This window comes from Bifidobacterium apis, from assembly GCF_036986835.1.
GTDB classification, from domain to species: Bacteria; Actinomycetota; Actinomycetes; order Actinomycetales; family Bifidobacteriaceae; genus Bombiscardovia; species Bombiscardovia apis_A.
Genome location: NZ_BTXD01000001.1, coordinates 422,511 through 435,692, shown reverse-complemented (window position 1 = coordinate 435,692; position 13,182 = coordinate 422,511). Strand labels below are relative to the sequence as shown.

Annotated in this window: 21 protein-coding genes and 1 tRNA gene; 2 read left to right on the top strand and 20 right to left on the bottom strand. The window is 62.1% G+C overall.

What is annotated here, in order from left to right; translation table 11 throughout:
- Nucleotides 1-33: 33 nt before the first annotated feature.
- The 16 genes from AACP62_RS01725 to adhE all read right to left on the bottom strand — a co-directional run bounded on the left by AACP62_RS01725 (nucleotide 34) and on the right by adhE (nucleotide 9,950).
- The gene (locus AACP62_RS01725; RefSeq protein WP_015022346.1) at nucleotides 34-219 is read right to left on the bottom strand and encodes a type Z 30S ribosomal protein S14; all 186 of its coding nucleotides are present in this window, start codon (nucleotides 217-219) and stop codon (nucleotides 34-36) included.
- Nucleotide 220: 1 nt separating this feature from the next.
- A complete protein-coding gene (gene rplE / locus AACP62_RS01720) occupies nucleotides 221-793 on the bottom strand; it encodes a 50S ribosomal protein L5 (protein WP_339345922.1) in 573 nt (190 codons plus the stop codon).
- Entirely contained in the window at nucleotides 790-1,125 is a 336-nt protein-coding gene (gene rplX, locus AACP62_RS01715) for a 50S ribosomal protein L24 (RefSeq protein ID WP_015022348.1), read from the bottom strand. Before rplX ends, rplE begins: the two co-directional genes overlap by 4 nt.
- Nucleotide 1,126: 1 nt before the next feature.
- Nucleotides 1,127-1,495 (bottom strand): 50S ribosomal protein L14, encoded by a 369-nt coding sequence (rplN, locus tag AACP62_RS01710; RefSeq protein WP_015022349.1) that lies wholly within the window; start codon nucleotides 1,493-1,495, stop codon nucleotides 1,127-1,129.
- A gap of 79 nt (nucleotides 1,496-1,574) precedes the next feature.
- Nucleotides 1,575-1,841: a 30S ribosomal protein S17 gene (gene rpsQ, locus AACP62_RS01705; protein ID WP_015022350.1), complete on the bottom strand. Its 267-nt coding sequence runs from the start codon at nucleotides 1,839-1,841 to the stop codon at nucleotides 1,575-1,577.
- 2 nt (nucleotides 1,842-1,843) lie between these two features.
- A complete protein-coding gene (gene rpmC / locus AACP62_RS01700) occupies nucleotides 1,844-2,107 on the bottom strand; it encodes a 50S ribosomal protein L29 (protein WP_015022351.1) in 264 nt (87 codons plus the stop codon).
- Nucleotides 2,107-2,526 carry a 50S ribosomal protein L16 gene (rplP, locus tag AACP62_RS01695; protein ID WP_015022352.1) on the bottom strand — a complete coding sequence of 140 codons (420 nt, stop codon included), beginning with the start codon at nucleotides 2,524-2,526 and terminating at the stop codon, nucleotides 2,107-2,109. The genes rpmC and rplP overlap by 1 nt, the downstream gene beginning before the upstream one ends.
- A gap of 3 nt (nucleotides 2,527-2,529) precedes the next feature.
- Nucleotides 2,530-3,375 (bottom strand): 30S ribosomal protein S3, encoded by an 846-nt coding sequence (rpsC, locus tag AACP62_RS01690; protein WP_029678066.1) that lies wholly within the window; start codon nucleotides 3,373-3,375, stop codon nucleotides 2,530-2,532.
- A complete protein-coding gene (rplV, locus tag AACP62_RS01685; RefSeq protein ID WP_024626790.1) occupies nucleotides 3,375-3,734 on the bottom strand; it encodes a 50S ribosomal protein L22 in 360 nt (119 codons plus the stop codon). The genes rpsC and rplV overlap by 1 nt, the downstream gene beginning before the upstream one ends.
- Nucleotides 3,735-3,755: 21 nt before the next feature.
- Nucleotides 3,756-4,034, bottom strand: a complete 279-nt coding sequence (rpsS, locus tag AACP62_RS01680) for a 30S ribosomal protein S19 (RefSeq protein WP_015022355.1) — start codon at nucleotides 4,032-4,034, stop codon at nucleotides 3,756-3,758.
- A gap of 15 nt (nucleotides 4,035-4,049) precedes the next feature.
- On the bottom strand, nucleotides 4,050-4,880 hold the full coding sequence (gene rplB, locus AACP62_RS01675; protein WP_015022356.1) for a 50S ribosomal protein L2: 831 nt from the start codon (nucleotides 4,878-4,880) through the stop codon (nucleotides 4,050-4,052).
- Between the two features lie 35 nt (nucleotides 4,881-4,915).
- On the bottom strand, nucleotides 4,916-5,218 hold the full coding sequence (gene rplW, locus AACP62_RS01670; RefSeq protein WP_015022357.1) for a 50S ribosomal protein L23: 303 nt from the start codon (nucleotides 5,216-5,218) through the stop codon (nucleotides 4,916-4,918).
- A gap of 5 nt (nucleotides 5,219-5,223) precedes the next feature.
- A complete protein-coding gene (gene rplD, locus AACP62_RS01665; RefSeq protein ID WP_029678067.1) occupies nucleotides 5,224-5,898 on the bottom strand; it encodes a 50S ribosomal protein L4 in 675 nt (224 codons plus the stop codon).
- 4 nt (nucleotides 5,899-5,902) lie between these two features.
- Complete coding sequence (gene rplC / locus AACP62_RS01660) at nucleotides 5,903-6,556, bottom strand: 50S ribosomal protein L3 (protein ID WP_015022359.1); 654 nt, start codon at nucleotides 6,554-6,556, stop codon at nucleotides 5,903-5,905.
- A 16-nt stretch (nucleotides 6,557-6,572) separates the two neighbouring features.
- Nucleotides 6,573-6,881 (bottom strand): 30S ribosomal protein S10, encoded by a 309-nt coding sequence (gene rpsJ / locus AACP62_RS01655; protein WP_006295278.1) that lies wholly within the window; start codon nucleotides 6,879-6,881, stop codon nucleotides 6,573-6,575.
- 285 nt (nucleotides 6,882-7,166) lie between these two features.
- Nucleotides 7,167-9,950 carry a bifunctional acetaldehyde-CoA/alcohol dehydrogenase gene (gene adhE, locus AACP62_RS01650; RefSeq protein ID WP_339345901.1) on the bottom strand — a complete coding sequence of 928 codons (2,784 nt, stop codon included), beginning with the start codon at nucleotides 9,948-9,950 and terminating at the stop codon, nucleotides 7,167-7,169.
- Nucleotides 9,951-10,082: 132 nt separating this feature from the next.
- On the opposite strand from adhE, the gene AACP62_RS01645 reads away from it, so the two are divergent.
- On the top strand, nucleotides 10,083-10,229 hold the full coding sequence (locus AACP62_RS01645) for a hypothetical protein (protein ID WP_339345899.1): 147 nt from the start codon (nucleotides 10,083-10,085) through the stop codon (nucleotides 10,227-10,229).
- A gap of 30 nt (nucleotides 10,230-10,259) precedes the next feature.
- On the opposite strand, the gene rpsI is transcribed toward AACP62_RS01645, so the two are convergent.
- From rpsI to AACP62_RS01630, 3 genes are all read right to left on the bottom strand, one after another.
- Nucleotides 10,260-10,751: a 30S ribosomal protein S9 gene (rpsI, locus tag AACP62_RS01640; protein WP_015022361.1), complete on the bottom strand. Its 492-nt coding sequence runs from the start codon at nucleotides 10,749-10,751 to the stop codon at nucleotides 10,260-10,262.
- A gap of 20 nt (nucleotides 10,752-10,771) precedes the next feature.
- Complete coding sequence (gene rplM / locus AACP62_RS01635; RefSeq protein WP_339345895.1) at nucleotides 10,772-11,221, bottom strand: 50S ribosomal protein L13; 450 nt, start codon at nucleotides 11,219-11,221, stop codon at nucleotides 10,772-10,774.
- Nucleotides 11,222-11,424: 203 nt separating this feature from the next.
- Nucleotides 11,425-12,057 carry an AbrB family transcriptional regulator gene (locus AACP62_RS01630; protein ID WP_339345893.1) on the bottom strand — a complete coding sequence of 211 codons (633 nt, stop codon included), beginning with the start codon at nucleotides 12,055-12,057 and terminating at the stop codon, nucleotides 11,425-11,427.
- Nucleotides 12,058-12,165: 108 nt separating this feature from the next.
- Here AACP62_RS01630 and AACP62_RS01625 point away from each other — a divergent pair, with 108 nt between their 5' ends.
- Complete coding sequence (locus tag AACP62_RS01625; RefSeq protein WP_339345892.1) at nucleotides 12,166-12,831, top strand: IMPACT family protein; 666 nt, start codon at nucleotides 12,166-12,168, stop codon at nucleotides 12,829-12,831.
- A gap of 215 nt (nucleotides 12,832-13,046) precedes the next feature.
- On the opposite strand, the gene AACP62_RS01620 is transcribed toward AACP62_RS01625, so the two are convergent.
- A tRNA-Ser gene (locus AACP62_RS01620) sits at nucleotides 13,047-13,133 on the bottom strand.
- Nucleotides 13,134-13,182: the final 49 nt, after the last annotated feature.

The window sequence follows — 13,182 nt, the reverse complement described above, 5'->3', positions numbered from 1 at the left end:
ACTGCCGCGACCACGGACCTTCAGCGTCGATCTTTACCAACTGGACTTCGTCACACCCGGCAGCTCGCCGCGATGGGCCTTCTCGCGAAGGCAGATGCGGCACAGGCCGAACTTGCGATAGACGGAATGAGGACGACCGCAGACCTGGCAGCGCGTGTATCCACGCACCTTGAACTTCGGCTTGCGTGCCGCCTTGTTTCTCAGAGCGGTTTTTGCCATATCAGTTCTCCTTGAAGGGGAAGCCCAGCTGCTTGAGCAGCGCACGGGCCTCCTGATCGTTCTTGGTGGAGGTCACCACGGTGATATCCATACCACGCTGGTGATCGATCTGATCAGGATCGATCTCGTGGAACATGGACTGCTCCGTGAGACCGAAGTTGTAGTTGCCCTGGCCGTCGAACTGACGGTCACTGATGCCGCGGAAGTCGCGGATACGGGGCAGAGCCAGTGTCAGCAGTCGATCCAGGAACTCCCACATGCGCACGCCGCGCAGAGTGGCGAAGGCGCCAATGGCCTGTCCCTCACGCAGGTGGAACTGCGCCACGGACTTCTTGGCCTTGGTGATCTTGGGCTTCTGGCCGGTGATGGCCGTCAGGTCCTTGACCGCGCCCTCAATCAGCTTGGAGTCACGTGCCGCGGCACCCACACCCATGGAGACCACGATCTTCTCGATCCTGGGCACCTGCATGGGGTTGGAGAATTTGAACTCCTTCTCCAGCTCGGGCACAATGCTCTCGCGGTACTGCTGCAGCAAACGAGGGACTGCCGGTGCTTCAACGGTGGTATCGCTCATGACAGCTCCTTGCCTGACTTCTTGGCGAAGCGGGTGCGCACGACCTTGACCTTGCCGTCACGCGCCTCCTCCTTGATGTTCACGCCGATGCGAGTCGGCTTCTTGGTCTCCGGGTCGATGACCATCACGTTGGAGCGATGGATGGGCGCCTCGGTCGGGACGATGCCCGACTCCTGACCCTGCTGGGTGGCCCGCACATGCTTCTTGACGATCTGAATACCCTCGACGATCAAGCGGTCATTGGGCAGAATTCGCAGAACCTTGCCCTCCTTGCCGCGATCCTTGCCGCGGATGACCTTGACCTGGTCGCCTGTCTTGATTTTGGCTACCACTTCAGATCACCTCCGGTGCCAGGGACACGATCTTCATGAAGCGCTTGTCGCGCAGCTCACGACCGACCGGTCCGAAGATACGAGTACCGCGGGGCTCACGACCGGTGCCGAGGATGACCGCCGCGTTCTCGTCGAACTTGATGTAGGAGCCGTCGTGACGACGATGCTCCTTGACCGTACGGACGACGACCGCCTTGACGACCTCGCCCTTCTTGACCGACCCGCCGGGAATGGCATCCTTGACGGTGGCGACGATCACATCGCCAATGCCGGCATAGCGTCGCTTCGACCCGCCGAGCACGCGGATGGCCAGAATCTCCTTGGCACCCGTGTTGTCGGCGACCTGAAGCCGCGATTCCTGCTGAATCATTGATTCTCCTTAGCCGCGCTGGTTCTCCGCAGACACCCTGCGCCTGGGCGGGATGAAATGCGGAGCCTGGCCGAACTTGTTACTTGGCGCGCTCGACAATGGAGTCGAGACGCCAGCGCTTGGTCTTGCTCAGAGGACGGGTCTCCATGATACTCACGAAGTCGCCCACATGGGCCTCGTTCTTCTCATCATGGGCCTTGACCTTGCGGTTGCTGCGGACGACCTTGCCGTACAGGGGGTGGGTCGAACGCTGCTCCAGCTCGACGGTGATGGTCTTGTCCATCTTGTCGGACACGACGTAGCCGCTGCGAACCTTGCGGAAGTTGCGCTCCTGCTTGTCAGCCATGCTTACTTCTCCTCAGCTTTGCTCTCGGCCTTTGCTTCGGCGGGCTCCTGGCTGATGCCCAGCTCGCGCTCACGCAGGACGGTGTACATCCTGGCGATGTCGTGCTTGACGGCCTTGAGGCGGGAGGTGTTCTCCAGCTGACCGGTGGCCGACTGGAAGCGCAGGTTGAACAGCTCTTCCTTGGACTTCTTCAGGAAATCCTCGATCTCCGCATTGGTCTTTTCATTCAGATTCTTGATGGAATACTCGGCTGTTCCGACTGACATCAGATGTCACCGCCTTCACGTGCAATAATCCGGCACTTCATGGGAAGCTTGTCAGTAGCGCGGCGAAGGGCCTCACGGGCCACATCCTCGCTCACGCCGCCGATCTCGAAGAGCACCCGGCCGGGACGGACGTTGGCCACCCAGAACTCGGGCGCACCCTTGCCGGAACCCATTCGGGATCCCAGGGCGTGCTTGGTCAGGGGGCGATCCGGGAAGACCGTGATCCAGACTCGGCCACCACGCTTGATGTACCGGGTCATGGCGATACGGGCCGCCTCGATCTGCCTATTGGTCAGGTAAGCCGGAGCCAGGGCCTGGATGCCGTAATCGCCGAAAGCGATCTCGTTGCCACCCTTGGACATGCCCGAACGACCCGGACGATGCTGCTTGCGGTATTTAGTCCTCTTTGGGATAAGCACGGCTCACTCCTTTGCTTCGGTTGCGACGGGGGCCGAGGCGGTCTGCTCCTGAGCCGCCGCCGGCGGCGCGGCCACACCGCTGTTCTGCTTGGCTGCATCCTGCTCGCGGCGGGTGCGTCCCTCGGAGGGACGGACGCCACGACGGGGACGACGATCGCCGCGCCGACCGGGGCGGTTGTTCTGCTGAGCCTGCTGCTCCTCGAACTGACGCTCGGTCATATCGCCCTTGTAGATCCAGACCTTGACGCCGATGCGGCCGTAGGTGGTCCTGGCCTCGAAGAAGCCATAGTCGATCAGAGCGCGCAGAGTCTGCAGAGGCACACGGCCCTCGCGGTAGAACTCCGAACGGCTCATCTCGGCTCCGCCCAGACGGCCGGACAGCTTGATCCTGATGCCCTTGGCGCCTGCGCGCATGGCATCCTGCTGAGCCTTGCGCATGGCCCGACGGAAGGTGACGCGGTTAGTCAACTGCTCGGCGATGCCCTGAGCCACCAGCTGGGCATCGATGGAGGCGTTCTTGACTTCGAAGATGTTCAGTTGGACCTGCTTGCCGGTGATCTTCTCCAGCTTGGCGCGCACGCGCTCGGCCTCTGCTCCACGACGGCCGATGACGATACCCGGCCGGGCGGTGTGAATGTCGACGCGCACACGGTCACGGGTCCGCTCGATGACGATCTTGGAGACGCCTGCGCGCTCCAGATCCTTGTTCATCTCCTTGCGGATCTTGTCGTCCTCGAGGACGAAGTCGCTGTAACGCTCCCCCGCCTTGTTGGAGTCGGAGTACCACTTGCTGCGGTGCTCCTCGGTGATGCCGAGTCGGTACCCAAACGGGTTGATCTTCTGCCCCATTATCGGGCTCCTTCCTTGTCGGCCACCACGACGGTGATGTGGCTGGTCCGCTTGTTGATGCGGGCCGCACGACCCTGGGCGCGGGCGCGGAACCGCTTCAGGGTGGTTCCCTCGTCCACGTAGGTCTCCCGAACCATCAGCTCGTTCTCGCGGAAGGGCTGGTTGGCCTTGTCCGCCTTGACACGCGCGTTGGCGATGGCGCTCTCCAGGCACTTGCGGACCGGAACGGCCGCGTCCTGGGGGGCGAACTTCAGAATGGTTACGGCCTCGGTCGCCTGCTTGCCTCGGATGAGGTCGACGACGCGGCGAGCCTTGCGAGGCGTCACGCGAACGTGACGTGCAATTGCCTTAGCTTCCATGTGTCTCTACTCTCCCTCGCCTCAGCGGCGTGCTTTCTTGTCGTCCTTCACGTGACCCCTGAAGGTCCGGGTGGGGGCGAACTCGCCGAGCTTGTGACCGACCATGGCCTCGGTGACGAAGACCGGGACATGCTTACGGCCATCGTGCACAGCGAAAGTGTGCCCGATGAAGTCCGGGGTGATCATGGAACGACGGGACCAGGTCTTGATGACGTTCTTGGTGCCCTTCTCGTTCTGCTCGTCGACTTTCTTCTGCAAGTGGGCGTCGACGAATGGGCCCTTCTTGATGCTACGAGTCATCTTTCCGACACTCCCTTACTTGCGGTTCTTACCATTTGGACGACGACGCACGATCATCTTGTTGGAGGCCTTCTTGGGCCTGCGGGTGCGGACCTCGCCCTTGCCCCAGGGAGACACTGGCGGCTTTCCGCCTCGAGTGCGTCCGCCATGCGGGTGGTCGACCGGGTTCATGGATTCACCACGGGTGATGGGCCTGCGTCCCATCCAGCGGGCACGTCCTGCCTTGCCAAGCTGAACGTTGGCGTGGTCATTGTTGCCGACCTCGCCCACCGTTGCACGGCAACGGGAGTCGACGTTGCGAATCTCGCCGGAGGGCATACGCAGCTGGGCGTAAGCCCCGTCCTTGGCCACCAACTGGACGGCAGCACCGGCCGAGCGCGCGATCTTGGCGCCACCCAGGGGCCGCAGCTCAATGGCATGGACGATGGTGCCGGTGGGGATGTTGCGCAGGGGCAGGTTGTTGCCGGGCTTGATGTCGGCCTGGGGACCGGTCTCGATGACGTCACCCTGCTTGATGCCCTGCGGGGCGATGATGTAGCGCTTCTCGCCGTCTGCAAAGTGCAGAAGGGCGATGCGGGCCGAGCGGTTGGGATCGTATTCGATCTCAGCAACCTTGGCGGGCACGCCGTCCTTGTCCCAGCGACGGAAGTCGATGAGGCGGTACTGGCGCTTGTGTCCGCCGCCCCGATGGCGGCTGGTGACGCGACCATAGGAGTTGCGTCCGCCGGTCTTGCTCAGCTTGCGAACCAGCGACTTCTCGGGCTTGGAGCGCGTGATTTCGGCGAAGTCCGAAACCGAGGCGTTGCGACGGCCCGCGGTCGTCGGCTTGTATGTACGGATAGCCATAATCTAGTTCTTCCTTAACTTTTCTCGGCTAGCCTTCAGTTATTGGTACCGAAGACATCGATCGACTGGCCCTCGGCCACCTTGACGATGGCGCGCTTCTCGGCGGCGCGACGACCCCAGCCCGTACGGGTCCGGGTCCGCTTGCCCTGCCGATTGAGGGTGTTGACCGATGTGACCTTCACGTTGAAGATCTGCTCGATGGCCTGCTTGATGGCGACCTTGTTGGCATCAGGGTCCACCACGAATGTGTACTGGCCGCGGTCCGAGTTGGCATAGCTCTTCTCGGAGACGACCGGGCGCAGAATGATGTCGTGTGCTGGCTTGTGGATAGCTGCCATGAAAATCAGGCCTCCTTGACGGTCTCGGACTTGGCGCCGCCCTTGGCAGCCAGGAAGGCATCAAAGCCATCCTTGCTGAAGACGACATCCTCGGCCGTGACCACATCGTAGGTGTTGAGCTGATCGGCGAAGAGGACATGGACGGTGGGCAGGTTCCTGACGGAGAGCCACTCGTTGATGTTCTCACGGGACAGCACGACGGTGGTGAATCTGTTATCGACCAGGGGCAGCAGGGCTGCCTTGGCGGCCTTGGTGGACGGGGTCTCGCCAATGCCGAAGTCGACCACGTGCACGCGCCCGGCATTGACCCGGTCGGACAGAACGTAGCGCAATGCTGCGGCCTTCATCTTCTTGGGGGTGCGCTGAGAGTAGTCGCGCGGCTGCGGGCCGTGGACAATGGCGCCACCGGTCCACTGGGGAGCGCGGATGGAGCCCTGACGAGCACGTCCGGTACCCTTCTGCTTCCAAGGCTTACGGCCACCGCCTGAGACGGTGGACCGGGTCTTGACCGAGTGTGTGCCCTGGCGGGCTGCAGCCAGCTGGGCTACAACCACCTGGTGGATCAGCGGCACGTGTGAGCGGACATCCTCTTCGGCAATGCCGAAGATCTGCTCGGGTGCATCCACAGTCCCGGTGTTCTTGCCCTGGGCGTCGGTGATGTTCAGAGTCAACTTAGCCATGATTTCAGGCTCCCTTCACTGCCGAACGAACCAGGACGATGGCACCGCGGGGCCCGGGCAGGGCACCCTTGATGGCGATGACGCCCTTCTCGGCATCTGCGGAGACGATGGTCAGGTTCTGGACGGTCGAGGTGTCGTGACCCATGCGGCCGGCCATCCGCTTGCCCTTGAGGATGCGGCTGGGCGTTGCGCAAGCGCCCACTGAACCGGGACGGCGCTCGTTCTTGTGCGAACCGTGGGTGCGGCGGTAGGACTTGAAGCCCCAGCGCTTGATGGTGCCGGCAAAGCCCTTGCCCTTGGTGGTGCCGGTCACGTCGACCTCGCTGCCCTCGGGCAGCAGGTCCAGACCCAGCTCCTGGCCGGGCTGATAGCTGTCAGCATCGGCGGTGCGGACCTCGACCAGGTGGCGACGCGGGGTCACTCCGGCCTTGGCGAAGTGGCCAGCCAGCGGCTTGGTCACCTTGGTGGGGTCGATCTGCCCGTAGCCGATCTGGATGGCCTGGTAGCCGTCCTTCTCCTGGTTCTTGACCGCGGTCACCACGTTGGTGGACACGTCCACCAGGGTCACCGGGACGAAGAAGCCGTTCTCGTCCCAGACCTGGGACATGCCCAGCTTGCGGCCCAGGAGAGCCTTGCGGTTCCTCTGCTCTTCAGCCATGCGGTTTCCTCCTCCCCTACAGTTTGATCTCAATGTTGACGTCCGCCGGCAGATCGATGTGCATCAGCGAATCCACAGCCTTGGGCGTGGGATCCACGATGTCGATCAGGCGCTTGTGGGTGCGCATCTCGAAGTGCTCGCGGGAGTCCTTGTACTTATGAGGAGAACGGATGACGACATACACGTTCTTCTCAGTCGGCAGCGGAACGGGGCCAACCACAGTTGCGCCCGCGTTCGTCACCGTCTCGACGATCTTCTTCGCCGATTGGTCGATGACCTCATGGTCATAGGACTTTAGCCTGATGCGGATTTTCTGTCCCGCCATTGCCGTCCGCCCTTTCTAGCGATCTATGAACTGATTACCCAGTCTGTTTCGAGGGCACGGAACGACGGCCACAGGAGACATTCCTCCCGACAGGCCTCAGCCGGATCCATGCGCAGCCGTGGAGAATCCCGTGGGGATGGGATTCCTCGCTGCACCCGCTATTGTGATTGACAAAATGCGAGCCCAAAACAGGCAACTTTCTTATTAAAGCACGAGGGTTCCCCTAGAAGAATCCGGGCGTGTCGCGCCGTTTGCAGGGGAACCCTCGGATCAATTCTGGACCTGTCAGGCCGGCTGGGAGGCCTCTTGGACCACATCCTCGCCCTGGCGGGCAACCCTCATCCGGTGACCCTCCTCCTGGCTGACCCCGTAGTAGGCGGCCACGGCGATGTCCCTCATGTCCTCAATAAGCGGAATGCGGGGGTTGGCCGGTGTGCACTGGTCCTCGTAAGCGCGCATGCCGATCTGATCCAGGGACTGCCAATAGAGGTCCTCGTCCACGCCGGCCGCCTGGAAGGAGGCATCCATGCCCAGACGCTCGTCCCTGTATGATTCCACAGCACGTGCCAGGAGCTCCACACCCTCCTCGGGAGTAGCTGATTCGATGCCCAGCACATGGGCCATCTGCCTGTAGCGCTCCGGGGCCACATACTCGCTGTACTTGGGCCAGCTGGTCGGCTCGTCCGGAATCCGCCCATTGTAGCGAATCACATAGGGCAGAAGGATGGAGTTGGCCCGCCCATGGGCCACGTGGCAGAGTGCTCCGATGGTATGCGCCATGCCGTGGCACATGCCCAGGAAGGCCGAGCCAAAGGCCATACCCGCCATGGTCGCCGCATTATGCATCTTCTCCTGGGCACGCATCTTGGCCTCGCCGCCGGCGGTGCCTACGGAAGGCTCCAGGTTGTCCCAGATCAGCTTGGCCGCGTGCAAGGCCATGGCGTCGGTGTAGTCATTGGCATAGACGGAAACAAAAGCCTCCATGCAGTGGGTCAGGGCATCGAAGCCCGAGTCGCAGGCCAGCTGCTTGGGCTGGGTGCGGGCAAGAACCGGATCGACGATGGCCACGCTGGGGGTCAGGGCGTAGTCGGTGATGGGGTACTTGTATCCGGTCTTGTGATCGGTGATGACCGCGAATGGGGTGACCTCCGAACCCGTGCCCGAGGAGGTCGGGATGCAGACCAGCCTGGCCTTGGTGCCCAGGGGCGGAATCTTGAAGGCCCGCTTGCGGATGTCGAAGAACTTCTCCCGAACATCGGCAAAGGAGATTTCCGGGTGCTCATAGAGCAGCCACATGATCTTGGCTGCGTCCATGGGGCTCCCTCCGCCCACGGCGATGATGGTATCGGGGCCGAACTCATGACGCATCATGGCCGCACCGCGTTCCACCGTCTCGACGCTTGGCTCCGGCTCGACGTAGTCGATGATGCGGAAGGTGACCGGCTCGGGCCGGGACCGCAGCTGATCGATGATCTTGTCGACAATCCCCAGCTGCTCCATGACCTTGTCGCATACGATTACCGCCCGGTGGATGCCGAACATGTCGCGCAGGTAGCGGACGGAGTTGGGCTCGAAGTAGGTCTTGGGGGGCACCTTGAACCACTGCATGTTGTTGTTCCTCCGTGCGATCCGCTTGATGTTGATCAGATTGACCGCCTGGACGTTGCCTGACACCGAATTGCCGCCATAGGAGCCGCAGCCCAGGGTCAGGGAAGGGGCGATGGCATTGTAGATGTCACCGATGCCACCCAGAGAGCTGGGCTGGTTCCAGACAATCCGGCAGGCGTGCATGCGCTGTCCGTACTCGCGTACCAGCCTCTCATCGTCAGTGTGAATGGCTGCCGTATGCCCTGCACCATAACGCAGCATCTGCTCGCAGAGGGTGAACCCCTCCTCCTTGTTGCTGGCCTTGAGCACGGCCTGAACCGGAGCCAGCTTCTCCAAGGTCAGGGGTTCCATGGGCCCGACCTGGTCGCATTGGGCAGCCAGAATGGTCGCATCCCCGGGTATCTCGAAGCCGGCCTGACGTGCGATGAACTGGGGGGATTTGCCCGGGACCTCGGAGTTGAGCCTGGGAGAGGGCGCATCGGCACCGGCATGGGCCCGCACGCCGAACATGTACTCCTCCAGCTTGGCCTTCTCCTCAGGATTGACGAAGTAGGCCTTGCGCCGCTTCATCTCCTCAATCACCCGTTCATAGACATCCTGATGGGCGACGATGGCCTGCTCTGTAGCGCAGATCATGCCGTAGTCAAAATGCTTGGACAGAATCAGGTCGTTGACGGCCCGGGGCACGTTGACCCTTCGATCCACATAGGCCGGGGCATTGCCGGCTCCTACACCCAGGGCAGGCTTGCCCGAGGAGTAGGCGGCCTTGACCATACCGGTACCGCCGGTAGCCAGAATGGTGGCCACGCCAGGGTGTTGCATGAGGGCGCCGGTAGCCTCGACCGAGGGGTGCTCTATCCACTGGATACAATCCTGCGGAGCGCCCGCCTCGATGGCGGCGTCACGGACGATCCTTGCCGCCTCCACCGAGCAGCGCTGGGCGTAGGGGTGGAATCCGAAGACGATGGGGCAGCGGGTCTTCAGTGCCAGCAGCGATTTAAAGATGGCTGTCGAAGTGGGGTTGGTCACCGGGGTCACACCAGCCACGACTCCCACCGGCTCGGCCACCTCGATGATGCCGTCCACGTCGTTCTCACTGATGATGCCCACAGTGCGCTGTCTGGCCAGGTAGTTGGTCACATGCTCGCAGGCGAAGATGTTCTTGGTCGCCTTGTCTTCCACCAGGCCGCGTCCGGTCTCTTCCACGGCCATCTGTGCCAGGGACAGGTGCTTGTTCAGGGCCGCAATCGAGGCCTTGGCCACAATCCGATCCACCTGTTCCTGGTTGAGCTCCTCAAAGGCGCGTAAGGCCGACTGCGCGCGGACGACCAGGGCATCCACCTCCTTGCGGGCCAGCTCACTGCTGTCGGCCCGGGTGTCTTCCCTGCCGGTTGCCGGCTCCTTCACCTGATGCTCTTGCTTCTGCTTCTGCGTTCCAGCCAAGATATTGGCCCTCCTCATGTTCCGCGAATGCCGATAAGGGCCAGCAGAAGGTCTCAGCAGTCTCGAGACCGTGCCCGTCCATGAAAGGCATCCGTCATAACGTGACGAAAGTCACAATATAGACCCGAGGGGGCACCATTGAGCCCCAGGATGAGCGAACGTTCGCTTGAAGCGTGTCGTGTGGGAATTCGTGGTTTTTCTGGTCATTTTCCGCACCGCAACGTGCGCTTTGTCGTTCGCTTGGAACCGGGCCGTCCAGGTGTGAATCCAGGCATGAAAAATCCCCAAGGTCCTTGAGAACCTCGGGGATTGAAGAAACTAGGAACGTCAGCGCTTGGAGAACTGCGGGGCGCGACGGGCCTTGTGCAGACCAGCCTTCTTGCGCTCCACCACGCGGGCGTCACGGGTCAGGAATCCGGCCTTCTTCAGGGCAGGACGGTTGGCGTCCCGATCGATGGCGTTCAGGGCGCGTGCGACGCCCAGACGGACTGCGCCGGCCTGGCCGGTCACGCCGCCGCCCTCGACGCGCACAACCACGTCGAACTTGTTCTCGAGCTTGAGCAGCACGATGGGCGAGTTGACCTCACGCTGGTGCAGCTTGCTGGGGAAGTACTCCTCCAGGGTGTGTCCGTTGATGCTCCACTTGCCTGATCCCGGAATCAGACGGACGCGGGCGACGGCCTCCTTGCGACGACCGGTACCGTAGCCCGGCTCGATGGCGGAGGTGCCGGTGCCTGCACCGGCGTTGGTCTCGGAAGTGTAGGAAGCACTGGTCTCCTCGGCCTCAAGAACCGCGGAGCTGTTGTTGTTGTCAGCCATGGTGATTATCTCCTCTGGTCCTACTTGGCCTGCTGGGCGACCTGATGGATCTTGTACTCAATGGGCTTCTGTGAGGTGTGAGGATGCTCCTCGCCTGCGAAGACCCGCAGCCTGGTCAGCTGGACCTTGGCCAGCTTGTTCTTGGGCAGCATGCCCTTGACCGCCGTCATGATGATGCGCTCGGGGTTGTGCTCCATCAACTGCCCGTAGGAGTCGCGGCGCAGACCACCAGGACGGCCCGAGTGGGTGTAGAGCACCTTGTCGCTCTTGTTGCCTGTCAGCACCATCTTGGACGCGTTGATGACGATGACGTTGTTGCCGGAGTCCGCATAAGGCGCATAAGTGGGCTTGTTCTTGCCGCGCAGCAGATCGGCCACCTGTGATGCCAGACGTCCCAGCACCACACCGGAGGCGTCGACGATATACCAGTCATGTGTCAGATCGGCTGGTTTCGGGGTGAAAGTCTTCACGATTCAACCTTTTCCTTGCATTGTGTTTCGGGCTCTCCGCGCCACATGCTGCCATGCTGGCCGAAAGCCATGTATTCCGTGGGCTCCCTTAAAGTCCTAGACGGCGAGTGGGAAAAGCGCTTTGAGGACCCCTTAGGGAAACACAACAATCCATTATTGTAACGCCTGAGTGCCGTTCGTCAAAATTAGCGTCGGAACCGGTCTCAGCGGGAGGCTGCTGCCCGTGCCACCTGCCCGTCCGGGTCCTTGCGCAGGGCATCAAGGGTGGCCTGCCCGGTGTTGGGATTCAAAGCCACAGCCCGGCGCACCATGGCAGCCAGCACATGGGGGGCATCCTGCTCATCGCGAGTGCCCAGAGCCCCCAGGAAGTCCAGAGTGTCAGCATCGGTACGCTCGTCCTGGGCGCCCTCCAGGCGCATCTTCCAGGATGTCATGGGGTTGGTCAACGCAGCAGCCCTGACTCCGGCGTCCTTGTCCTTGGTGAGCAGACCGGCCAGCCAGTTCTTGTCATCCTTGTTGGCGGCAACCGCCCGACGGACCTCGGCGCTGGAATCCTGGGAGAGCTTGACCAGGATATTGGGGAAGGGCATGGACTGCGCCAGGTAGATCCGGTCCTCCACCGGCGTGTGCTCGTTGCCGGCCACGGCCTCCAGCAGTGCCGTGAAGCGGGAGAAGGCGGCCTGATCGGACCTGTCGGGCAGAGGGCTGCGGGCGAATTCGTGCAGCTCGGCCGTATCCGTAGAGTGCCTGAGCCTTTCATAGAAAACGGTCAGGGCCTCGTGGGGCTTGCCGGCTGACGGGGCTTCGGTTTCCGGTTGGTCCTGGGGATTGGTCATGCGGCCAGCTTAGGTCGCCTCCTTGATAACAGGCTCGGCCCGGGATCCCCTCTAGCATGGAGATAGCGCAGGAACCGAGGAGACGATAGGCATAGGAGGCAAGCCGATTTGCTCACCATACTGGATACGCCGCAGAAACCGGCCGCAGGCTCTCTGACCGATCGGAAGTCCGAGTTCATCGGCCAGGCCTGCCATATAGAGGACCAGGAGGCGGCCATGGCCTTCGTCCAGGAGGTCCGCCTGCAGCACCCCAAGGCCCGGCACGTCTGCCACTGCGCGATCTGGGGACCCGAGGGCCGCACCAGCGAGCGCATGAGCGATGACGGTGAGCCCTCCGGAACGGCCGGTAAACCCATACTTGAGGTCATGCGTCGGCAGGGGCTGACCGACTGCGTCCTGACCGTGACCCGATACTTCGGAGGGATCCTTCTTGGGTCGGGAGGATTGATCCGGGCCTATTCCTCGGCAGCCTCCCTGGCACTCAAGGCGGCGAAATCGGCACGCATACTCCTGACGCAGCGCTTCACGATCACTGTGGACTACCCGGAGTACGACCCTCTCCGCCGTCTGATCCGCAACTATGAAGGCAACGTGGAGACCGAGAACTTCACCGATAGGGTCCGATTGACCTACGACCTGGAGCCCACAGCGGTGCCGGCTTTTGATGGTCGGCTGGACGACCTTCTGCAGGGCCGGGCCCAACCCAATGCACTGGGTGAAGGCCGCAGGCTGATTCCCCTGTCGGAGGACAAGGCTTCATCTGCCTCCCGATAGCCAAGAAAAACCGTACAGCCGCTGCCTGGCTGTGGTCTACCCTGCCGGACAGGTTCATGCCAAGTACCACCGGTCTTCTGCCACGCAGACCAGGACCCTTCCAGGGCACGACATGAAAAAGAATATAGAAACCAAAGAAAACCCAGAAAAATAAAGGCCATTGGAAATCGACAAGACCGGCAATCGTCCAAAATCAACGATCACCGGTCATCAGGCGGAGACGAGGAGATTCGAACTCCTGGACCGCTTGCGCAGTCAACACCTTAGCAGGGTGCCCCTTTCGGCCACTCAGGCACGTCTCCATGCAGGCTCCCGAGCCGGGACCTTAGCCCCAAAGTTTCGAGAACAAAA